Annotated in this window: 18 protein-coding genes and 2 pseudogenes; 8 read left to right on the top strand and 12 right to left on the bottom strand. The window is 72.4% G+C overall.

What is annotated here, in order from left to right:
• Positions 1-91: 91 nt before the first annotated feature.
• The 4 genes from ACWDZ7_RS32380 to ACWDZ7_RS32365 all read right to left on the bottom strand — a co-directional run bounded on the left by ACWDZ7_RS32380 (position 92) and on the right by ACWDZ7_RS32365 (position 3808).
• Positions 92-946, bottom strand: coding sequence for a calcium-binding protein (locus ACWDZ7_RS32380; protein WP_451801938.1), 855 nt, complete (start codon positions 944-946; stop codon positions 92-94).
• A gap of 204 nt (positions 947-1150) precedes the next feature.
• Positions 1151-2287 (bottom strand): hypothetical protein, encoded by a 1137-nt coding sequence (locus tag ACWDZ7_RS32375; RefSeq protein ID WP_451801936.1) that lies wholly within the window; start codon positions 2285-2287, stop codon positions 1151-1153.
• A 218-nt stretch (positions 2288-2505) separates the two neighbouring features.
• On the bottom strand, positions 2506-2973 hold the full coding sequence (locus ACWDZ7_RS32370) for a hypothetical protein (protein WP_451801934.1): 468 nt from the start codon (positions 2971-2973) through the stop codon (positions 2506-2508).
• Positions 2974-3361: 388 nt separating this feature from the next.
• Positions 3362-3808 carry an Lrp/AsnC family transcriptional regulator gene (locus ACWDZ7_RS32365; RefSeq protein WP_451514780.1) on the bottom strand — a complete coding sequence of 149 codons (447 nt, stop codon included), beginning with the start codon at positions 3806-3808 and terminating at the stop codon, positions 3362-3364.
• 94 nt (positions 3809-3902) lie between these two features.
• On the opposite strand from ACWDZ7_RS32365, the gene ACWDZ7_RS32360 reads away from it, so the two are divergent.
• The gene (locus ACWDZ7_RS32360; RefSeq protein WP_451801932.1) at positions 3903-4442 is read left to right on the top strand and encodes a rhodanese-like domain-containing protein; all 540 of its coding nucleotides are present in this window, start codon (positions 3903-3905) and stop codon (positions 4440-4442) included.
• 394 nt (positions 4443-4836) lie between these two features.
• Here ACWDZ7_RS32360 and ACWDZ7_RS32355 read toward each other — a convergent pair.
• Positions 4837-5123 (bottom strand): annotated as a pseudogene (locus ACWDZ7_RS32355) (hypothetical protein); the annotation flags it as partial.
• Between the two features lie 29 nt (positions 5124-5152).
• Here ACWDZ7_RS32355 and ACWDZ7_RS32350 point away from each other — a divergent pair.
• The gene (locus ACWDZ7_RS32350; RefSeq protein WP_451801931.1) at positions 5153-5998 is read left to right on the top strand and encodes an SDR family oxidoreductase; all 846 of its coding nucleotides are present in this window, start codon (positions 5153-5155) and stop codon (positions 5996-5998) included.
• Between the two features lie 148 nt (positions 5999-6146).
• Here ACWDZ7_RS32350 and ACWDZ7_RS32345 read toward each other — a convergent pair whose 3' ends face one another.
• Positions 6147-7880, bottom strand: a complete 1734-nt coding sequence (locus tag ACWDZ7_RS32345) for a DUF885 domain-containing protein (RefSeq protein WP_451801930.1) — start codon at positions 7878-7880, stop codon at positions 6147-6149.
• Positions 7881-7912: 32 nt separating this feature from the next.
• Positions 7913-8428, bottom strand: coding sequence for an Lrp/AsnC family transcriptional regulator (locus tag ACWDZ7_RS32340; protein ID WP_451801929.1), 516 nt, complete (start codon positions 8426-8428; stop codon positions 7913-7915).
• A gap of 84 nt (positions 8429-8512) precedes the next feature.
• Here ACWDZ7_RS32340 and ACWDZ7_RS32335 point away from each other — a divergent pair, with 84 nt between their 5' ends.
• Positions 8513-9778, top strand: coding sequence for a trans-sulfuration enzyme family protein (locus tag ACWDZ7_RS32335; RefSeq protein WP_451801945.1), 1266 nt, complete (start codon positions 8513-8515; stop codon positions 9776-9778).
• Here the strand turns inward: ACWDZ7_RS32335 and ACWDZ7_RS32330 are convergent.
• Both ACWDZ7_RS32330 and ACWDZ7_RS32325 read right to left on the bottom strand, forming a co-directional pair.
• Positions 9693-11171 carry a GNAT family N-acetyltransferase gene (locus ACWDZ7_RS32330; RefSeq protein WP_451801928.1) on the bottom strand — a complete coding sequence of 493 codons (1479 nt, stop codon included), beginning with the start codon at positions 11169-11171 and terminating at the stop codon, positions 9693-9695. The two genes, ACWDZ7_RS32335 and ACWDZ7_RS32330, sit on opposite strands and share 86 nt — an antisense overlap.
• A gap of 148 nt (positions 11172-11319) precedes the next feature.
• On the bottom strand, positions 11320-12915 hold the full coding sequence (locus tag ACWDZ7_RS32325; RefSeq protein ID WP_451801927.1) for an alkaline phosphatase D family protein: 1596 nt from the start codon (positions 12913-12915) through the stop codon (positions 11320-11322).
• 206 nt (positions 12916-13121) lie between these two features.
• On the opposite strand from ACWDZ7_RS32325, the gene ACWDZ7_RS32320 reads away from it, so the two are divergent.
• Positions 13122-13532, top strand: coding sequence for a VOC family protein (locus ACWDZ7_RS32320; protein ID WP_451514773.1), 411 nt, complete (start codon positions 13122-13124; stop codon positions 13530-13532).
• Here the strand turns inward: ACWDZ7_RS32320 and pdxR are convergent.
• Positions 13490-14956, bottom strand: a complete 1467-nt coding sequence (gene pdxR / locus ACWDZ7_RS32315) for a MocR-like pyridoxine biosynthesis transcription factor PdxR (protein ID WP_451801943.1) — start codon at positions 14954-14956, stop codon at positions 13490-13492. The genes ACWDZ7_RS32320 and pdxR overlap by 43 nt on opposite strands.
• 153 nt (positions 14957-15109) lie before the next feature.
• On the opposite strand from pdxR, the pseudogene ACWDZ7_RS32310 reads away from it, so the two are divergent.
• Positions 15110-15898, top strand: a pseudogene (locus ACWDZ7_RS32310) (DMT family transporter); the annotation flags it as partial.
• 87 nt (positions 15899-15985) lie between these two features.
• Here ACWDZ7_RS32310 and ACWDZ7_RS32305 read toward each other — a convergent pair.
• Positions 15986-16816: an alpha/beta fold hydrolase gene (locus ACWDZ7_RS32305; protein ID WP_451801926.1), complete on the bottom strand. Its 831-nt coding sequence runs from the start codon at positions 16814-16816 to the stop codon at positions 15986-15988.
• A gap of 190 nt (positions 16817-17006) precedes the next feature.
• Between ACWDZ7_RS32305 and ACWDZ7_RS32300 the strand changes: the two genes are divergently transcribed.
• Both ACWDZ7_RS32300 and ACWDZ7_RS32295 read left to right on the top strand, forming a co-directional pair.
• On the top strand, positions 17007-17897 hold the full coding sequence (locus tag ACWDZ7_RS32300; RefSeq protein WP_451801924.1) for an RNA polymerase sigma-70 factor: 891 nt from the start codon (positions 17007-17009) through the stop codon (positions 17895-17897).
• 306 nt (positions 17898-18203) lie between these two features.
• Entirely contained in the window at positions 18204-18965 is a 762-nt protein-coding gene (locus ACWDZ7_RS32295; protein WP_451801923.1) for a GntR family transcriptional regulator, read from the top strand.
• Between the two features lie 78 nt (positions 18966-19043).
• Here ACWDZ7_RS32295 and ACWDZ7_RS32290 read toward each other — a convergent pair whose 3' ends face one another.
• The gene (locus ACWDZ7_RS32290) at positions 19044-20201 is read right to left on the bottom strand and encodes an ROK family transcriptional regulator (RefSeq protein ID WP_451801921.1); all 1158 of its coding nucleotides are present in this window, start codon (positions 20199-20201) and stop codon (positions 19044-19046) included.
• A gap of 159 nt (positions 20202-20360) precedes the next feature.
• On the opposite strand from ACWDZ7_RS32290, the gene ACWDZ7_RS32285 reads away from it, so the two are divergent.
• Positions 20361-20834, top strand: a complete 474-nt coding sequence (locus tag ACWDZ7_RS32285) for a hypothetical protein (RefSeq protein WP_451801920.1) — start codon at positions 20361-20363, stop codon at positions 20832-20834.
• Positions 20835-20852: the final 18 nt, after the last annotated feature.

Here is a 20852-nt window from a genome sequence, read left to right as displayed (position 1 = left end):
CCTGTGTCGCGGTCCCGCCCCGGCCGGCTTGATTGCGGCCTCTTGTTCCCCTCCCTCGGCCCCAACCTCGTTTGGGGGGGGGGGGGGCTGTTCAGTCCTGGTGGAGTTCGTTGCGGCCCGGGCCGCCGGAGAGCTTGTCGGTGCCTGTGCCGCCCCACAGAACGTCGTCACCGCTGTTGCCCCACAGCGTGTCGTTGCCGTCCTCGCCGTACAGCTTGTCGTTGCCCTTGCCGCCGTAGAGGACGTCGGCGCCGCCCTTGCCGCGCAGGACGTCGTTGCCGTCCTCGCCGTGCAGGGTGTTCTCCTCGCCGGTGCCGGTCAGGGAGTCGTTGCCGGGACCGCCGAAGCAGTCCTGGCTGCACTGGGTGAGGGTGTCGTTCCCGGCGTCCCCCCACGGGCCGAAGCCGAACGGGCCGCCGCCGCCGTCGAGGCGGTCGTCGCCGTCGCCGCCGTGCAGGAGCGCGGACTCCGACGCCTTGATGACATCGTTGCCCGTGCCGCCGTAGATCCCCGCCCATGCCTGGCTGTCCGGCGCGAGGGTCGCGGTGTCGTTCTGGTCGCCGAGGTCGATGTCGTAGCTGTCGGAGTCGTCCGAGTTCTCCGGGATCTTGACCGCGCACCGCACGGCGGTGCGGTCACCCTCCTCGGGGTACACGCACTCGTCCCACTCCGCCGCGTCGGCGGAGATGGCGATGTCGTACCGGTCGTGGAAGGTGAGGACGTAGTAGGAGTCGTGCTCGCCGCGATTGTCGATCTCTTCGTCGACTGTCACCTTGTTCTGCTGGCCGGGTGCCGCCTTGTACCAGAGCTCGCCGTCCGCGACGACGACGGAGGCCGTGGCCAGAGCGGCGGACGGGGCGGCCTGGGCGGTCGACGCCGTTAAGCCGGCCGTGCCGAGAGCCAGGGCAAGGGCGGCAGTGGCTGCGATGTTCCGGTGAATGCGCATGCGGAAGTGACCCTTCAGGGTGTGCGTGTGCAGTGGTGCTTCTGGTCACCCGGTTAGACAAGAGGCCCGGGAACGGAGTTGCCCGGCGGCTCATGAACAGCGGCGGACGGTGTGGTGACCGGTACGTGGACGGCGCCGCTGCGACGGCCGCCCGCTTTCATGAGCCCTGCGAGCCGTGGCGATGGCGCGCAGCAGGTGCAGGCTCTAGGAGCGGGTGGCGGTCGCGCAGTCGTTGCCCGTGGTCGTCGCGCCGTTGCTCGTGTCGAGCGGCTTGCTGCGGTCGTACGGATCTACCTGGTGGGCCTCGTCGGCGGGCCGCTTGTCGGCCGTGTCGAAGGGCGGCACGAAGTAGCCGGTCGGGGCGGAGCAGCCGCCGTTGGTCATGTCGAGCGTGTACGAGACGAGGGACATCGTGCCCGGTTCGGTGATGACCTCGGCCGGGTCGTCCCAGCTCATCACCACCTCGCGCCGCACGATCGTACGGACGACCTCGGCGTCCCGCCCGCTGTCGCCGGCCGAGGTGACCGGGTATACGAAGGTGACGTCCGCCGTCACTTCGACCGCCCCCCGTTTCCCCTCCCGGTACGTGAGCCGACCGCGCGTCTTGACCACGTCACCGACCAGCCGGGTCTGCGCCGGCCGGAAGCGGCTGAACAGCAGCAGCGGGTCGGTCTTGTCGGTGGGCGCCGTCGACGACAGGGCGGTACGCAGATACTCCTGGACGTCCTTCTGGTGCGGATTCAGCAGCGCGATCGCCTTCGTGGGCCGCTTGCCGCGCAGCACGCGGGAGTCGAGCCCCGCGGCCACCAGGAAGTCCCGGCTCTGCCGCAGTGCCCGCTCGACCTGGGCGGCGTCCATCCAGCCGGTCGCCTTGGCCGGTGGCACCGTGATCCCTGCCGCTCCGTCGGCCCAGCGGGCGGCAGGCGAACCCCGGAAGGGGGCGGCGAGGGTAGGGCGCAGACCCGGCTCAGCGCCGGGCGCCTCCCGCGGGCTCTCCGACTCGGCGGCCAGCGGCGCCCCGTCCTGCCCGCCGTCGTTGCCACCGTCGTTGCCCCCGAACCAGCCGGCGACCTGCTGCGGGAAGAGCCCCACGACCAGGAGGGCCACGGCCGCCACCAGGCCGGTCACGTACCAGCCTGTCCTGCGCCGGGGCGGGGCGGGTGAATACGCACGCCAGCCCTCCGGCTGCCCGGGGCGTTCCCGCAGCCGCCGCGCCACCTCACGGGCACGCGCCGACGGCTCCACGGGAGCCCCGGCCGCACCCGTGACCGATTCACGGAGGAACCGCTCCCACTCCTCTTCGGACGCGGACGACCTGTCCTGCCCCCCAGCACCACTCACACCGCACTCCCGTTCCAGCTCGCCTTGCTCGATGCCTGGTCCGGTCCATCGAGAGCCGTTCGCATGATCGCATGAGCAAGCCGCCGGCCTGCCGGGGCGGTGGGCGCCACGACGAAGAGCCCCCGGAGTGATCACTCAACGGGGACTCTTTTGTGCCCTGTCCTGCCTGGGTCTTGCCTAGGTCTTGCCTAGGCCTTGTCTGGTCAGAGCGGTTGCGGTCAGAGGTTGTAGCGCTCTACCTTCAGCACCCAGTTCTGCACGCCGCCCATGTCCGCTTCACTCACGCGGAGCCTCACTTGGGCGTTGACGTACCGTTCGGCGAACTCGGGTTCGAAGCGGGCCACACGGAGGAGTGTGTGGCTGGACCACTCCGGGTTGCCGCGGGCGGTGATGTAGCGGTGGTTGTTGCTGAGCGGCTCGGCCTGCTGGTCGCCGAAGAAGACGGTCGCGTTCAGCACGCCCTGCCCGTTGCCGCCCTGGTCGGAGGAGAGGGCCTCCGCGGAGAAGGTGGCCACGAAGATCGCGCCGTAGGAGGGCGCTCCCTGTCCCAGGCGCAGGTCGATCGATGCGCCCGGGACGTCGGTCCAACTGGTGCTGGTGGTCTCGAAGCGTTCGGCGTCCCACTTCGCGTAGGTGATGTTCGGGGCGCTGGTGATACGGAAGGAGTTCTGCGCGGGTGTGCTCATGGCTGCTCCTCGTCGGTGGGAGGGGGCCGGCGCACCGGAGTTGACGCCGGCCGTGTTGCGAGGATCACCGTGTTCCGCTTGCGCCACACCTCTTCGCGTGACACCACGTATCTGTACGGGTACTTTGAGTCATTGGATGGTCGCATCGCCGTCCTCCGGCGTCACACCGGGCACTGAGGGGTCGTTCATGCGTCCTAAGGGGCCGCCGGTGCAGGCGTGGCAGGGGCACTGGCATGCGGAACACAACAGTCCGGAAACGGCTCACCCACTCGGATGACTCATGAGCCATGAGCCATGGCTCATGGCTCATGGCTCACAGGTCAACGTCAACGTTCAGTAGCCTTGACGGAGTTGGCGAGGACCGCCACATTCAAGGGGCCGGGCGTGCTCAGCGTCCCAGTGGGCGCCTCGGCAGGGGAGAGGAGTAGACGACGCTCGTCGTCACCGAACCCAGCGCGCCGATGCGGCCCGAGACCTCTTCCAGGTGGTTCATCGAACGCGCGGCGACCTTGATGACGAAACAGTCGTCGCCCGTGACATGGTGCGCCTCCAGGATCTCCGGGGTCGCCTCGACCAGGTCGTGGAACGGTTTGTAGTTGCCCGTCGGATAGCGCAGACGTACGAACGCGAGAATCGGCAGGCCCAGCCGATCCGGGTCGACCACGGCCGCGTAGCCCTGGATGACGCCCGCCTCCTCCAGGCGCCGCACGCGCTCGGTGACGGCGCTCGCGGACATCGAGACGGCGCGCGCCAGTTCGGCATAGCTGGCGCGGCCCTCGCGCTGGAGGACGTCGAGGATGCGCCAGTCGGTGGCGTCCGTGGAATAACCGGTCATGCCCGAGAGGAAACAGGGAAATCATCGGCTGATCAAGAGGGATGCCGGGGATCACCGCTTCAGGCTTCCGGCCACGAGCCGTAGATTTTCTGCCATGAACAACACGAACGCGCAGCTCAGCGCCCCTTCCGACGGCGCCTCCGCCGTCCCCGCCGCCCCGGTCGCCGCCGTCGCGAATCCCGTCCTGCGGATTCCGCCCGCCTCCCCGGCCGCGGCCGCCGCGTACTTCGGTGCGAGCCTCGCCTTCCATGCCGATGTCTCCGACGTGGCGTCCGTGCTCGCCGCCGACGGCGACCCCGGCTTCGTCGTCATCGACACCCGCTCCACCGCGTCCTGGGACCAGGGGCACATCCCGGGAGCGCTGCACCTGCCCACCGCGCTCATCCCCGAGCAGGCGGAGGCGCTGCTCGACAAGTCGGTGCCGGTGGTCACCTACTGCTGGGGCCCCGGCTGCAACGGCGCGACCCGGGCGGCGCTCGCCCTCGCCCAACTGGGCTTCCAGGTCAAGGAGATGCTCGGCGGCTTCGAGTACTGGGCGCGTGAGGGCTTCGGGTTCGAGACGTGGGAGGGCCGCGAACAGCGCACCCCGGACGCGCTGACGGCCCCGGTCGACGCGGCCGACTGCGGCTGCTGAGCGAGGGCCGCCTCGTCGACGCGGGGCCAGATCACGCGGAAGAGGTCGGCGTCGGCTGCGCGCGGGGCGCCGAGGTGGGCGTCGGCTGCGCGCGGGGCGCCGACGGCCACGCCGAAGAGGCGGAAGCCCAGCAGGCGCTTGACCTCGTTGCAGCCGCGCATCCACTCCTCCGTGACCCCGCACTCCTCATCGTTGATCAGCACGATGTCGGCGCGCCGGTCGGCGGTCCACGCCTCCCGGGGAAGCGGCCGATCAGTTCGGCCCACTGTGCGAGCCTGCTGGTGCGCAGCCGTTCCGCCAGCCGGGCGCGCTGGTCGAACGGCATCCGCTCCCATGCGCCGGAGTCGACTCCCCACGCCCGCGTCAGCGCGGCCTCCCCGCGTACGGCCTCGGCGGCCTCCGTGGCGCGGCCGTCGTAGACCTGGCGGTACTCGCCCCGGGCCATCTCGGACTTCGCCGTCCCGGGCGGGCCGAGCGCCAGCGAGTGCTGCCCGGCCAGCAGCGTCACCATCAGGGTGCGCACCACGTCGGCCCGCGCTCGTAGAAACGGTCCGACACCTCGTCGCTGATCGCCCGCAGCTGCTTGGCCGTGTCCTGCGCGTCGTACGTGCCCTGTGCCCGCGCGTCCTGTACATCCTGTGCGCTCACATTCGACTCGCCCCTCGAAAACGTCGTGCACATCACGGCCCCACCGCCCATCATGAACTGCCATGCCACACCTTCCGCCTCCCTCTCCCGCCCGACTGCGCCGCGACCCGCTCCCGTTGCGCGGCCGCACCGCTCTCGTCACCGGGGCCAGCCGGCGCGGCGGCATCGGGTATGCCGTGGCGCGCCGCCTCGCCGCGTACGGAGCCGGTGTGTATCTGCACCACCACGTCCCGCACGACGCCGCCATGCCCTGGGGCGCCGACCAGCCGGACGACGTCGTCGAGGGAGTGCGTGAGGCGCTCGGCGACCCGGACGCGACGGTCCGCGCGGGGCCGGGCGACCTGGCGGAGCCCTCCGCGCCGGCCGAGTTGATCGACTCGGCGGCCGACGCGCTCGGCGGGCGGATCGACATCCTCGTCGCCAACCACGCGCTGAGCGGCAGCGACGGCTCGCTCGACGCCGTCGACGCCGCCATGCTCGACGCGCACTGGGCGGTCGACACCCGCTCCGTGATCCTCCTCGTCCAGGCGTACGCCCGGCTGCGCGCGAGGTCGGCGCCACCGGCCCCCGGCGGGCGCGTCGTGATGATGACGTCGGGACAGGACATCGCGGGCGGCATGCCGCAGGAGATCGCGTACGGCCTCCAGAAGGGCGCGCTGGCCTCGGTGACCCGGTCGCTCGCGACCGGTCTCGCCGACCTCGCCACCACCGTGAACTGCGTCAACCCGGGCCCGGTGGACACCGATTACCTCACGGGCGAGGCCTATGCGCAGGTCGAGGCCCGGTTCCCGGCGGGCCGCTGGGGGATGCCCGACGACCCGGCCCGGCTCATCGCCTGGCTCGCCACCGACGAGGCGGCCTGGATCACCGGCCAGGTCATCGACTCGGAGGGCGGCTTCCGCCGCTGAGCAGGCGAACGTACGTCAATGAGGTGACGTACGTACGTCGGTGAGTGGACGCACGTGCGTACGTCAGTGAGTGGACGCACGTACGTACGTAAGCGGGCGGCGGGCCGGGAGACGCGCGAGCGCCCGCCCCGTCCCGCCGCCGCTCCCGTCACAGTGCGGACAGCTCGTCCACCAGGTCGTCCAGGCCCAGCGAGCCCTGGGAGAGCGCGGCCATGTGCCACGCCTTGGCGTCGAACGCGTCCCCGTGGCGGCGCCGCGCGTTGTCGCGGCCCAGGAGCCAGGCCCGCTCGCCCAGCTTGTAGCCGATGGCCTGGCCGGGGATCGTGAGGTAGCGGGTCATCTCGCTCGCCACGTACTCCGTCGGACGGCTGCAGTGCGCGTCGTAGAACTCCTGGGCCAGGTCCGGCGTCCAGCGCTCACCGGGGTGGAAGGGGGAGTCCGCCGGGATCTCCAGCTCCAGGTGCATGCCGATGTCGACGATGACCCGCAGCGCCCGCATCATCTGGGCGTCCAGATAGCCGAGCCTGCGCTCCGGGTCGGTGAGGAAGCCCAGCTCGTCCATGAGCCGCTCCGCGTACAGCGCCCAGCCCTCCGCGTTGGCGCTGACGATGCCGACGGTCGCCTGGTAGCGGGAGAGGTTCTCCGCGACGTGGGCCCACTGGGCCAGCTGCAGGTGATGGCCGGGCACGCCCTCGTGGTACCAGGTGGAGACGAGGTCGTAGACGGGGAAGCGGGTCTCGCCCATGGTCGGCAGCCAGGTGCGGCCGGGGCGGGAGAAGTCCTCGGAGGGGCCCGTGTAGTAGGGGGCCGCGGCGCCGCCGGGCGGGGCGATGTGGGACTCCACCTTCCGTACGCGCTCGGCGAGTTCGAAGTGTGTGCCGTCCAGCGCCTCGATCGCCTCGTCCATCAGCTCCTGCAGCCAGACCCGCACCTCCTCCACGCCCTCGATGTGTGTCCCGTGCTCATCGAGGTGGGCGAGTGCCACCCACGGCGTGGCCGCGCCCGGCACGATCTTCTCGGCCTCGGCCCGCATCTCCCCGAGCAGCCGGTGGAACTCCGACCAGCCGTACGCGTACGCCTCGTCGAGATCCAGGTCGGTGCCGTTGAAGTAGCGGGAAAGCAGGGCGTAGCGCTCGCGGCCCACGGTGTCGGGAGAGCCCTCGATCGCGGGCGCGTAGACGTCCCGCATCCAGTCGCGCAGCGCCACGACGGCGGCGGTGGCGGCGCGCGCCGCGGCGTCCAGGTCGGCGCGGAGCGCGTCCGGACCCGAGGCGGCGAACTCCTCGAACCAGCCGCGGCGACCCGCGTCGCCCGCCTCACGCTCCTCGCCCTCCTCGCCCGCCCACTCGGTGAGCTGCCCGATGAACGTGGCGGTGGGGCGCGGCGCCGCGAACAGCTTGCGTTCCAGACCGAGTTCGAGGGAGGCGCGGTAGCCCTCGTACGCGGCCGGCACGGCCCGCAGCCGCTCGGCGATCGCCGACCAGTCCTCCTCGGTCTCCATGGGCGTCACGGTGAAGATCTCGCGCACCTCATGCGGCACCGTGTGCAGATTGCCGACCCAGCGCAGCCATTCGCCGGTGTCGCGCACGGCGAGTTCCGCGGTGAGCCGCTCCCGCAGCAGCCGGCCGCAGCGGCGCTCGACCTCGCTGTCCGCGCCGGGCCCGCGCTCCGCCTCGTCGAGCCGCGCCAGGGTCGTCCGCGCCAGCCGGGCGAGCGCCTCCTGGCCCGCGGGCGAGGTGTCGGGGAGCCTGCTGTTGCTCTCCTTCACGCCGAGGTAGGTGCCGGTGAGGGGATCGAGGGCGATGAGCTCGTCGACGTACGCGTCGGCGACCTCACGGGGCAGGGGGCCGGTGTTCGGATGCGGGTTCTTCGTGGCTGACATGCGGACATCCTCGTACGAGGGGCCGGTGCGCGTCACCATGATTCACCGTCGACATCGGGTGTCCCGTCGGCGGCGGCCTCGGGCGGCAGCAGCGGACCGCACTCCCACTGCTGGAAGATCAACCTCGTCTCCACGCGGGCCACTTCGCGCCGCGCCGTGAACTCGTCGAGGACGAGCCGCTGCAGATCGGCCGGACCGGCCACCGCCACATGCACAAGAAAGTCGTCCGGGCCCGTGAGATGGAACAGGGACAGCGACTCCGGCAGCGCCCGGATCCGTTCCACGAAGGGGCCCACGAGGTCGCGGCGGTGCGGCCGCACCTGCACCGAGAGCAGCGCTTGAAGGCCACGCCCGAGCTTCGCCGGGTCGAGCCGCAGCCGCTGTCCGAGAATCACCCCCGAGCGCCGCAGCCGCGTCACCCGGTCCAGACACGTGGACGGTGCGACACCGACCTGCGCCGCGAGGTCGCGGTAGGTGGTCCGGGCGTCGTTCTGCAGCAGGCGCAGAATGTGGAGGTCCACCGGGTCGAGTGCGACAGATTCGGCCATTGGCCGAACGTAACACGGCATTCACGGCCGAAGCCCCGGGTGTTGTTCAGCCTGTGGGGCATGGACGCGAACACGGAGACAGTCATGCATGAGGCGCCGCTCGGCGGGTCGCGGGTGGCGGACGAGACCAGGGGAGACGGGGCACCGGCGCCGCGTGCGCTCGCCACCGAGGCCGTGCACGCCGGGCGCGACGATCTGGCCGAACTGGGCCTGCACGCCCCGCCGATCGACCTCTCGACGACGTACCCCTCCCACGACAGCCGGACCGAGGCCGCCCGCATCGACGCCTTCGCCGCCGACGGGACCCTCGACGACGGGCCGCCCGTCTACGCCCGTCTCGGCAATCCGACCGTCGCCCGCTTCGAGACCGCCCTCGCCCGCCTCGAAGGCACCGAGAGCGCCGTCGCGTTCGCGAGCGGCATGGCCGCCCTGACCGCGGTCCTCCTCGTACGCGGCGCGGCGGGCCTGCGCCACGTGGTGGCCGTCCGGCCGCTGTACGGCTGTAGTGACCACCTGCTCACGGCGGGCCTGCTCGGCACCGAGGTGACGTGGGTGGACCCGGCCGGCATCGCGGACGCCATCCGCCCCGACACCGGCCTGGTGATGGTCGAGTCACCGGCCAACCCCACCCTCGCCGAACTCGACCTGGCCGCCGTGGCCCACTCCTGCGGCGAGGTGCCGCTGCTCGCCGACAACACCTTCGCGACGCCCGTGCTCCAGCGGCCCGTGGAGAGCGGCGCCCGTCTGGTGCTGCACAGCGCCACGAAGTACCTGGGCGGGCACGGGGACGTCCTCGGCGGGGTGGTGGCGTGCGACGAGGGGCTCGCGCGGCGGCTGCGCCAGGTGCGGTTCGCCACCGGCGGGGTGCTGCATCCGCTCGCCGGATATCTGCTGCTGCGCGGCCTCGCCACGCTGCCGGTCCGGGTGCGGGCGGCGTCCGGCAACGCGGCCGAACTGGCGCGGCGCCTCGCCGGGGACCCGCGCGTGGCCCGCGTCCACTACCCGCGGCTCGGCGGCGCCATGGTCGCCTTCGAGGTGCGCGGCGACCCGCACGAGGTGACCGCGGGGGTGCGGCTGATCACCCCGGCGGTCAGCCTCGGCAGCGTCGACTCGCTCATCCAGCACCCGGCGTCCATCAGCCACCGCGTCGTGGACGCGGCGGATCGGCACTCGTCCGGCGTGAGCGACCGGCTGCTGCGCATGTCGTGCGGGCTGGAGGACGTCGAGGACCTCTGGCGCGACCTGGACAGGGCGCTCGGTCCGGTCAGCGGTGCGCCCGCTGGTGCCGCTCGACACGGGCGTCCTGCTCACGGTCGTCCTGCTCACGGTCGTACGGCGATCGCGCGCTGACGGTCGTCGCGTCGAGGCGGGCCGTGATCACCAGCGTGCCCTCCTCGATCTGGTAGTCGAGCGGCAGGCCGAGCCCGCGCATCGCCGCGACCATGCCCGTGTTGGACGCCTGAGTCACCGCGTACACACTCTCGCAGCCCGCCTCGACCGCCATCGCCACGAGCCTGCCGAGCAGCTGGCCGCCGATGCCGCGCCGCTGCCAGTCGTCCTCGACGAGCAGCGCGATCTCGGTCTCGTCGCCGTCCCAGAGCAGATGGCCGATGCCGACGACGCGGCCGGAGGCGGTCTGTACGGCGAGGGTGCGGCCGAACCGAGGGCTGAGCAGGTGGCCCAGATAACGGTCGGCGTCCCGTACCGGACCGTGGTAGCGCATGCTCAGCGTGCGCTGCGAGCAGCGGTCGTGCATGGCCTTGGCGGCCTCGACGTCGGCCGTGCCGGCGCGGCGCACGGTGATGGCGTCGCCCTCGGGCAGCGTCAGCACGTCCTCGCCGCGCGGAACGCGCGGACCGAGCCGCGTGTCGAGCTCAACCAGGGCACGCGCGCGGGCGAACTCCGTGGGCGTGAACGGCAGATACGGCCGCTCCACGGTGATCACCTCGCCCTCCGGGCCCTTCAGGCGCAGCACGGTCCCTTCGAGCACGCCGTCGACCGGAACCTCGTGCGCCGCCTTGTCCTCGCGCCCCACGGCCCGGGACGCGGCGGGCAGCGACCGGATGGTGCAACGGCCGAGAAGCTGCCGCAGTGCCAGCGGCAGCTCCGCCGCGTCGAGCGCGGTACGGGTGGCCAGGCCCAGGACGCGGGTGGGGGCGTCCACCAGGTCGTGGGCGTCGGCGCGTTCGATCCAGGTCCCCGAGCCGCCCGCCCGCGCGATCGACCGGGTGATCTCGGCGGCGGAGAGCGCCTCGGGGGCGCGCAGCAGGAACTCGTCGACCGTGCCCTCGGCCAGGGGGTGCGCCTGGAGGCTCAGGATGTCCACCCGGCTCTCGGCGAGGGCCACGCACAGGGCGGCCAGTGAGCCCGGCTCGTCCCGTACGGTCGTACGCATCCGCCACAGCGTCGACCCACCGGACGGCTCGGCGGAACGCCCCGAGGAATCCTCGGCGGCGGTGGGCCCGGCCTGCTCCGCTACGGCGGGCGGCCGGGCGCCGGTATCGTGCGCCGCCGGCGGCGGTGCGTGGTTGTGGCGCCGTGCCCACCAGAGGTGGAACCCGGCCGTGGCGAGCAGCACCACGGCCGAGACCACGAGCAGGACGGGCCCGCCGGGCCCGTGCCCGATCATGTTCGCCACGGCGTCCGCCACCGCGACGGCGGTGAACAGCGCGGCCAGCTCGACCACGTCGCGCCGCCAGTGGTGGACGGGGCGGCCGTGCTTGGTGCGTGTCACGTCAGGCATGTCAGCTCTCATACGGCCACTGTGCGGGACCGGTGTTGCGTGATCACGAACGCCTTGTGACTGATGGGTTAAGAGGTCATCTGCCCTCTTCGCGCCTTTTGCCCAGCGCTACTGGCCCACGCGGCGTGCCGCTGACCCACTCGGCGTACTACTGGCCCACCCGGCCCGGCCGCAGGACCTTCGTGAAGAGTACGCCGCCGCCCTCCTGCCGCAGACGCACGGTCAGCTCACCGCTGTCCCCGTCGATGTCGACCTCACCGAAGTACTGCGGCGTCTCGGCCGGGGAGGTGTTCGCGCGGCTCGGCGCCTTGATGAACGTCTGTTCCGGTCCGAACGTCGCGTCGAGCTTCGTCGCGGGGAATCCTCCGGCGGCCAGCGGCCCGGACACGAACTCCCAGAACGGCGCGAAGTCCTTGAACGCCGCGCGCGACGGGTCGTAGTGCTGCGCCGAGGTGTAGTGCACGTCGGCCGTCAGCCACAGCGTGCCGGTGATCTTCCGGTGCTTGATGTGCCGCAGCAACTCGGCGATCTGCAGCTCGCGGCCCAGCGGGGCGCCCGGGTCGCCCTGCGCCACGGCCTCGAAGTTCGTCCTGCCGTCGGGCACGACGAGGCCCAGCGGCATGTCGGACGCGATCACCTTCCACACCGCCCGGGAGCGCGACAGCTCCCGCTTCAGCCAGGCCAGCTGGCGGGCGCCGAGGATGCCGGTGGCGTCTTCGGGCTGTCTGTTCGGCGAGTTGGCGTTGCGGTACGAACGCATGTCCAGGACGAACACGTCCAGGAGCGGGCCGTGCCGCAGCACCCGGTACACCCGCCCGCCTTCGTCGCCGGGCGGCAGCGTGGACACGGGGAAGTACTCGCTGAACGCCCGCAAGGAGCGGCCCGCCAGGACGTCCACGTCCTTCTCCGTGTAGCGGGCGTCGTCCAGGATCTGCCCGGGGTACCAGTTGTTGCGCACCTCGTGGTCGTCCCACTGCACGACGGACGGGACCTGGGCGTTGAACCGCCGCAGGTTCTCGTCGAGCAGGTTGTAGCGGAACGCGCCGCGGAATTCCTTGAGTGACTCGGCGACCTTGGACTTCTCCTCCGTCGTGACGTTCCGCCACACCGTGCCGTCGGGGAGGGTGACGCTGGGCTGGATCGGCCCGTCGGCGTAGATGGTGTCGCCGCTGCACAGGAAGAAGTCGGGGTCACGGCGGCGCATCTCCTCGAAGACGCGGTAGCCGCCGCGGTCCGGGTTGATGCCCCAGCCCTGGCCCGCGATGTCACCCGACCACAGGAAGCGCACCCCGTCCTTGCGGCCCTTCGGCGTCGTCCGGAACGTGCCGGTGACCGGCTCTCCGGTACGCCGCGGATCGTCGGGGTCCGCGAGCAGCACCCGGTAGTGGATCTGCTCGCCCGCGGGCAGCCCGCGCAGCCGGGTCGTCCCCGTGAAGTCCGTGTCCGCACCGAGCAACGGGCCTCGCCAGCGCCGCGGATCGCGGAACGACTCCGTGGCCGACGTCTCCACGATCATCCGGGCCGGCCGGTCGGAGCGGACCCAGACGAGCCCCGCGTGCGCGGTCACGTCCCCCGCCTGCACGCCCCACCCGGCCTTGGGACGCCCCGACAGCGCGAACGAGGGAGCCGCCCCGGCCGACGCGGGCACGGCGAGCGCGGACACGGCGAGCCCCGCCGGTACGGCGAGCGATCCGCGCAGCACGCTGCGGCGACGCGGGGACGGGCTCGGCTGACGTGGTGACATGGATGCGCCTCCAGTTGACGGGTGCGACCAGTGTGCGGGTGCTGCTCGGGCCCGCGCCAGGGCCTGGGCCGAAGGTCGCAGGTCTGCGGGCGGAGGACCAGGGACCCGCGCACCAGGACGTATGACCGATGGCTTAATGATCAACGGCGGCTACGCTCTTGAACCAGGGGCACGCGAACGGGCGTGCCGCACAGAAGGGGGCCCACATGCCTGTCAGCGGTCAGAGCCACATCCGTATCGCCCGCCCGTCGCGCGACCTGGCGGCGGCGGAGCGCTTCTGGGTCGGCGGACTCGGACTGGGGGTGGTGTACCGGTCCGAGGGCAGCGACATACCCGGGGAGCACGATCTGCTCATGGTGGGGTGGCCGGACGCCTCCTGGCACCTCGAACTCGTGCATGAAGCCGCCGCTCCCGTCCAGCCGCGGCCCACCGAGGAGGACCTCCTCGTCGTCTACGTCGACGGTGAGGTCCCCGAAGCGCTGGTGGCGCGCCTTGAGGAGCACGGCGGCAAGCGGGTCCTCTCCCCCAACCCGTACTGGAACGAATGGGGCGTCACGGTCGAGGACCCGGACGGCTATCGCCTGGTGCTCTCGACGCGCGCGTGGTCCAACGCCTGAACCTCCCGCGCCCCTTGGACGGCTTCGGCCAACAACCGGACACCTTCGGTGATCCGGGTGGGCGTCAGGTGCGCGTACCCGAGGACGAGACTCACGCCGCTTCCGGCCGGCGTCCCGTAGTCGCTCAGCGGCCGGAGCGCGACCCCGGCCGCGGCGGCCCGCTCCAGGAAGACGTCCTGCGGCCCCCAGCGGCCGGGCAGCCGGGCGATGACGTGCAGGCCCGCCGCGATGCCGGTGACCCGCACCCCCGGCAGGTGCTCGCGCAGCGCCGACACCAGGGCGTCCCTGCGCTCCCGGTAGGCGCGCTGGCAGCGGCGCAACTGCCGGTCGTAGTCGCCGCGTTCGACGAAGCGGGCCAGAAGCGCCTGGTCGAGCGTCGGATTGCCCAGGTCCATCACGCGCTTGCGCTCGACGACCTCCTCGGTGAGGCCGTCCGGTACGAGCAGCCAGCCCAGGCGCAGTCCGGGGGCGAGCGACTTGCTCACCGAACCGGCGTAGGCGACGTGTTCCGGGTCGAGCCCCTGCAAGGCCCCCACGGGGGCGCGGTCGTAGCGGAAGTCCCCGTCGTAGTCGTCCTCGATGACGAGGCCGTCCACCGACCGCGCCCACTCCAGGAGCTCGGCGCGCCGCCTCGCCGAGTACCCGATCCCCGAGGGGAACTGATGGGCGGGCGTGGTGACGACCGCGCGTACGCCCCGCTCCCGCAGCGCCCCTGGGTCCACGCCCTCGTCATCCACCGGGATGCCCACCGGGGTGATCCCCGCGGCGGCCAGCAGCGTCTCGTGCTCGGGGCTTCCCGGGGCCTCGACGCCGACCGCCGTCCGCCCGCGCGCGCGGAGCACCAGGGCCAGCAGCGTCATGGCCTGCGCCACGCCCGAGCAGACGACGACGCGTTCGGGCTCCGCGACCACGCCGCGCCGCCGCACCAGCAGATCGGCGAGGACCGTACGCAGCCGGGGCAGCCCGCGCGGATCGGGGTAGCCCAGCATGTGGTGCGGCAGCTCGGCGAGGACCTGACGGTGGGCGGCGGCCCAGGCGGCGCGGGGGAACAGCGAGAGGTCCGGGACGCCGGGAAGGAAGTCCACGCGCGCGTGCCCGGGGCGGGGCGCGCGATCGCGCACCGCGGGCGCCGCGGCCCGTGCCGCGCCGCCCACCCAGGTGCCCGAGCCCCGGTCGCTGCGCAGATAGCCCTCCGCCGTCAGCTGTTCGTACGCCTCCGTGATCAGGCCGCGCGACACGCCCAGATCGGCAGCCAGTTCACGGCTGGAGGGCAGCCGCGTGCCGGGCACGAGCCGGCCCGCTCTGACGGCCTCCCGCAGGGCCGACCGCAGGTCGCGGCCCCGGCTGCGCGCGGGGGCGGTGGCGGCCGGAAGGAGGAGCTCCCAGGCGGCGGTCCCTTGCGGGCCTTGTGACGTCAGCGTGATGCACCTCTTCGGGAGAGCGGTTCCAGGGGAGAGCGGTCGAGGACGCGAAAGGAGCGAGAGGCGGGGAGCGGTTCGCGCACGTGCGAAGTGGTCCCCGAACCAGCCCTGGAAGTGGACCTTAATGGGGGCCGCCCGGCTTCCTAGCGTCAGGGCATGAACGTGAACTCCTCTCGCGGGGCGCTGCTCGCGGCCCTCGCCTGTCTCCTCGTCGGCGGCTCCTTCACCGCCAACAGCCTGCTCGGCGACTACCCCTACGCCGGCGGCCAGTTCCTCCGCTACGGGCTGGCCTGTCTGCTCCTGCTGCCCTGGCTGGGAAGGGGCGGGGCCGCCACCCTTCGGCGTCTGCCGCGGCGCCAGTGGGGCCGCCTCGCGCTGCTGGCCGCCGTGGGGATGGTCGGCTTCAACATGGCCATCCTGGCCGCTGAACGGTCGGCGGAACCTGCCGTACCGGGTGTCTTCGTAGGGTGCGCGCCCGTCGTCGTCGCCATCCTGGTGCCGCTCCTTGAACGGCGTACCCCTCAGCGCACCGTCATCCACGGGGCGCTGCTCGTCGCCGTGGGCGCCTTCGTCGTGCAGGGATGGGGGCGCACCGACGGCCTGGGGCTCGTCTTCTCGGTCTGCGCGCTCGCGGGGGAGGTCGGCTTCGCGGTGCTCGCCGTCCCCGTGGTGCGTCCGCTCGGTCCCAGGCTGCTCGCGGCCACCGTGTGCGCGCTCGCCGCCGTCGAGTCGGCCGCCCTCGGCGTCGTGGTGGACGGCAGTGGGTTCGTGCGGTGGCCCGACCGTACGGAAGGCGCCGCCCTGTTGTGGCAGGCGGTGATCGTCACCGTCGTCGGCTTCGTGCTCTGGTACACGGGGCTCCAGCGCATCGGCGCCGAGCGCGCCACGCTCTTCTCGGGCCTCATCCCGGTCGCGGCGGCGTGCACGGCGCCCCTGGTCGGCACGGGCACGTACGGCGCCGCCCAGGCCGTCGGCAGCGCGCTCGTCGGTGTCGGAGTGGCGGTGGGCTCCGGTGTGCTGCGCGGGCGCCCCTCAGCGGCAGGTGTCGAGGATGACGCGGGCGACCAGGGCCGGGTCGTCGTTCATCGGGACGTGGCCGCAGCCGGGCAGCCGCACGAGCCGCGCGCCGGGGATGGTGTGCTTGGCGCGGATTCCCTGGCGCCGCAGGAGCAGCCGGTCCCGGGTGCCCCAGGCGACGGTGACCGGCAGGCCCGTCACATCGTCGCGGAAGAGGACCTCCCGCCCGGCCGCCAGCGTCGCGCCGAACCCCGTGGCATGGCGCAGCGCGAGCGTCTCGGCGACGACCGCCTCCGGTGAACGGCGCCCGGGGCGGGCGTAGATGGTGCTGGTGAGTGCCGCGCGCCCGGCCGCGGTGCCGGAGAGCCGCTCGATCATCGGCAGCGGCAGCAGGCGCGCGCCCTGCCGCATCGCGAGCAGCGTGCCGAACGCGTACCTGCGCTCGGCAGTCGTCCAGAAGCCGCCGGGCGACAGCGCGGTGACGGAGCGCACGAGCTTCTCGCGGCCGAGCTCCAGGGCGAGCAGCCCGCCCAGGGAGTTGCCCGCGACGTGGGGGCGCTCGATCTCCAGGGCGTCACACATCGCGCCGAGCGCCGGCACGACCGTCGAGAGGCCGTACGTCAGTCCGTCCGGCAGCGCGGGTGACTCGCCGAAGCCCGGCAGGTCGACGGCGATCACGTCGTGCTCGGCGGCCAGGATGTCCACCACCGGGTCCCAGGCCTGGCGGTGGTGGCCTATGCCGTGCAGGAGGAGCAACGGCTCGCCCGCGCCCGAGCGTTCGTAGGAGATCGTCACGGGGAGCGGGCCGCTGGGCGACGCGACGCTGAAGGACACCTCTGCGGCCATGACTGCTCCTGTCCCCGCCGCGGGACGACGGTTCCTCAGATACGTTAGACACGTTGTCAGCAACAATTACCGCTCAGTAGGCCGCACTTCAAGAGGCTGACCGCCTGTCCGTGCCGACCGGCCGGTCATGTGCTGTGCGCCGCACCGTTTCCTTCTGGACAGCGGATGCCCCGTGAGCTGGGATGGAGGGGTGGCTACCGACAGCGTGACCGACCTCTTCGAACAGCACCGCCCCGTCCTGATGGGTGTCGCCTACCGCATGCTCGGCCGGGTGGCCGACGCGGAGGACGTCGTCCAGGAAGCCTGGCTGCGCTGGTCCGCCGCAGACCACGGCCAAGTGCGCGAGCCGCGTGCCTATTTGGTGCGCGTCACCACACGCCTCGCCATCGACCGGCTGCGCCATGTGCAGTCCCGGCGCGAGGCGTACGTGGGGCCCTGGCTCCCCGAGCCCTACGTCACCGACTTCGGCCCCACCGTCCCCGACACGGCCGAGCGGGCCGTGCTCGCCGAGTCCGTCTCCCTGGCGGTCCTCGTCGTCCTGGAGTCCCTCTCGCCCCTGGAGCGCGCCGTCTTCGTGCTGCGGGAGGCGTTCGGGTTCCCGTTCGCCGAGATCGCGCTCACGCTGGACCGCAGCGAGTCCGCCGTGCGCCAGCTCGCCGGACGGGCCCGCAAGCACGTCGAGGCGGGCCGCCCCCGCTACGAGGTGGACCCGGCCGAGCGCCGCGACCTGACCGAGCGGTTCCTGGCCGCGGCGGCGGAAGGCGACCTCGAAGGGCTGATGTCCATGCTCGCCCCGGACGTCCGGCTGGTCGGCGACAGCGGCGGCAAGGCCAAGGCCCCGCTGCGCGTCCTGGAGACCGCCGACAAGGTGGGCCGCTTCCTGCACGGCGTCGCGGCCAAGGGCATCGCCCCCGGCGCCGAGCTGGAATTCCGGTTCCTTGAACTCAACGGCGTCGAGTCCCTGCTCGTGCTGGCCGACGGCAGGCCCGACAGCGTCTTCCAGGTGGACGTCGTCGACGGCCGTATCCAGAAGATCTACATCATCCGCAATCCGGACAAGCTCGTGTCGCTCCCCCGGTAGTACCGCACAGAAAAGGCGAGCGAAACCGCATAACTCCTCAGAAAGAAGCCCCCGCCGACCGGTGGGGGCTTCTTTCTGAGGAATTTCGACCCATCCGCACGCCCGCGTGGCCGGTTACGCCCGCTTGGCCCCGTGCGAACTCCGCGTGAATGCTCTGTGGCATCACTCCTGTGCGGGCTGTAACGGATCGAGGATTGGTCTTGACCAAGGGTGGGTGCGGGCCTATGGTCGCAGGGATAGTGCAGGAACCTTTAATAAACAAGGGCGCTAAAACGCCGCTGTTGAACGGCGATTGCGGAGGACAGGGTGGGGACCACGCAGCTCGACACGGTGCCGGAGCCGAAGTACTGGCACCTCAAGACCGTGCTCAGTGAGGCGCTCGACTCCGAGTTCGCCGTGGGGGAGATCCTGCCGAACGAGCGCGAACTGGCCGCCCGCTTCGGCGTCGCCCGCGCCACGCTCCGTCAGGCACTCGAACAGCTCGAACTGGAAGGCCGGCTCCAGCGCCGCCGCGGAGTCGGTACGACCGTGGCGCCGCCGCGGATGGGCGTGGCCGTCGGGTCCGCGCAGGGCACATGGCCGGGCGCGGTCGGCGACGCCTGGCAGCCCGCGGACTGCGTTCCGGCGGTCCCGCCCGCGGCCGTCGGCCGCATGCTGGAGACCTTCCCCGAGGAGCAGGTCCACACGGTGCGCCGCACCCGTGTCTCGCAGGGCCAGCCCGTCGCCGCCGAACTGCTGTACGTCCCGTCGTCATCGGTCGCCGAACTGACCGGCATGGACGCCCCGTCCGGCGCCGCCCGCGCGCGCGTGGTCCTGCGCGAACTGGCCCGGCTCGGCCTCGAAGGGCAGGACAGGGCCGTCGAGCTCGGCTCGGCCCGCGCGGACGACGCCAAGGCGCTCGACCGGCTCCCGGGAGCGCCGGTCCTCGTCGTGACGACCCGCTTCTTCGCCGAGGGCCGCACGGCCGCGGTCTCCGTGGCGACCTACCGCGCGGACACCTGCCGGCTCACCTTCGGGGACTCCGTCGGCGTGGAGATCCACCACGGTCCGGAGCGCCACGCTTCCTGACGATCGCCTCCCGGCGGCGCCCTCAAGGGCTCCCGCCGGGACAGCGGCGGCAACGCTCCCCACCGCATGGCGCGTCCCTCAACGGCGAGCGGTGACGGTGCCCTCCACGGCGAACAGCTGCTCCTCGACGTGGTCGAGCGCAAGGCGCAGCGCCCCCGTCGCCACCGCCGCCTCGCCCAGCACCGACAGCGCGACGCGGGGCGGCCGCAGGCAGTAGCGCGCCAGCTCCCGGTGCAGCGGTTCCAGCACGCCGTCCAGGCCCGCCGCCCAGCCGCCCACGACGACCAGTTCGGGATCGAGGGCCAGCACCAGGGCCGCCACGTCGTGCACGAGGCGCTGGATGAAACGCTCCACGGCCTCCCGCGCCCGCTCGTCGCCCTCCCGTGCGTGCGCGAAGACCTCGGCGACCGCCTGCTCGTCCAGCGGGTGCAGCGGCTCGCCCGTGGTGGAGAGCAGCGTCTCCGGAGTGACCTCACGGCCCAGCAGATGCAGCGCGCCGATCTCGCCCGCCGCGCCGCCGTACCCGCGGTGCAGCCGACCACCGATCAGCGACCCGGCCCCCGGGCTCAGACCCGCGAGGACGAACACCACGTCGTCGATGTCGGTCGCCGCGCCCTTCCAGTGCTCGGCGACGGCCGCCGCGTTGGCGTCGTTCTCCACGAGCACCGGGCACTTGAACGAACGGCGCAGCCGCTCGCCGAGCTGGAGACCCGTCCACTCGGGCAGCGCCGTGCTCAGCCGCACCGTGCCGTCCGCCTCCAGGATGCCGGGGCTGCCCACCCCGACCGCGCGCAGCGAGCTGCGGGCGATCCCCGCGCGGCGCAGCAGATCGGCGACCGTGGTGCGCAGCCGTTCGAGCCGCTCGTCCGCCGGGGCCTCTTCGGAGACGTCCTTCGACGCCGTGCCGAGGACCTTGCCGTCCAGATCCGACAGGACGGCCGCCACCCGGTGCGGCCCGATCTCCAGGCCCAGCAGATGGCCCGCCTCCGCCCGGAAGCGGAACTTCCGCGCGGGCCGTCCCTGGCGCCGGGCGCCGCTGTCCTCGGCCGCGGACTCCACCACGAGCCCGGCCTCGATGAGCCCCTCGACGACCCCCTCGACGGTGGGCCGGGAGAGCCCGGTCACGCGGGTGATCTCCGTGAGCGTCGCCAAGTCCGTGGCGCGCAGCGCGTGCAGCACCACCGCGGAGTTGATCCGCCGCAACAGAGAGGGGTCCCCGCCGGTCAGCTGCCCCAACGTCCGTCCTTCCAGATCGTGCGCATGATGGCCGGATCGTACTCGTAGGACGGGGCAGCGGCGAGTGCCGGGCCCGCATTCACCCTGCGTACGGCCGTCATGCGGGCCGGACGGAGTCCGTATGACCGATTGTCAGTGGCGCCCGCTTTACTGGGCTTCATGAGTACCGCACAGCATCTCGCCGCGATCGACCTGCTGCGCTCACGGGAGTTCCCCGCGGAGCACGGCAGGTCGGAGTGCGGCTCCGAGGGTCCCGGGTACCACATCGCCGAGTTACTGACGAGCGACACCTTCTGGGAGGACGACGGCACGCGGTGGCACATCACCGAGGAGCAGTACGAGGCCGAGCGGGACGGTCTGACGGTCCTCCTCGCCGACCGCTGGGGGCCGCCCCAGAGGTTCAGCCTGGCGAGCCTCTTCGAGCGCACCATGGACGCGGAGTTGGGGACCGACGGCCAGGGCGGGACCGAGGCCGAGGAGATACCGGAGCCGTGGGCCCAGCTCAGCTCGTCCGTGCCGGATCTGCACCTGTGGCGGGTGGACGGCCGCTGGATCGCCCTCGGTGTCGCGCAGTGGGACAAGGAGCTGCCCTTCCAACTCCTCGCCGTGGTCACCGAGATCGACCCGCCCTGAGGCCTGCCGCCGTCGCGA

It is taken from the genome of Streptomyces sp. NPDC003032, from assembly GCF_053591415.1.
Note: the sequence above shows the minus strand (reverse complement) of the source record. Positions and strands in the feature narration are given on the sequence as shown.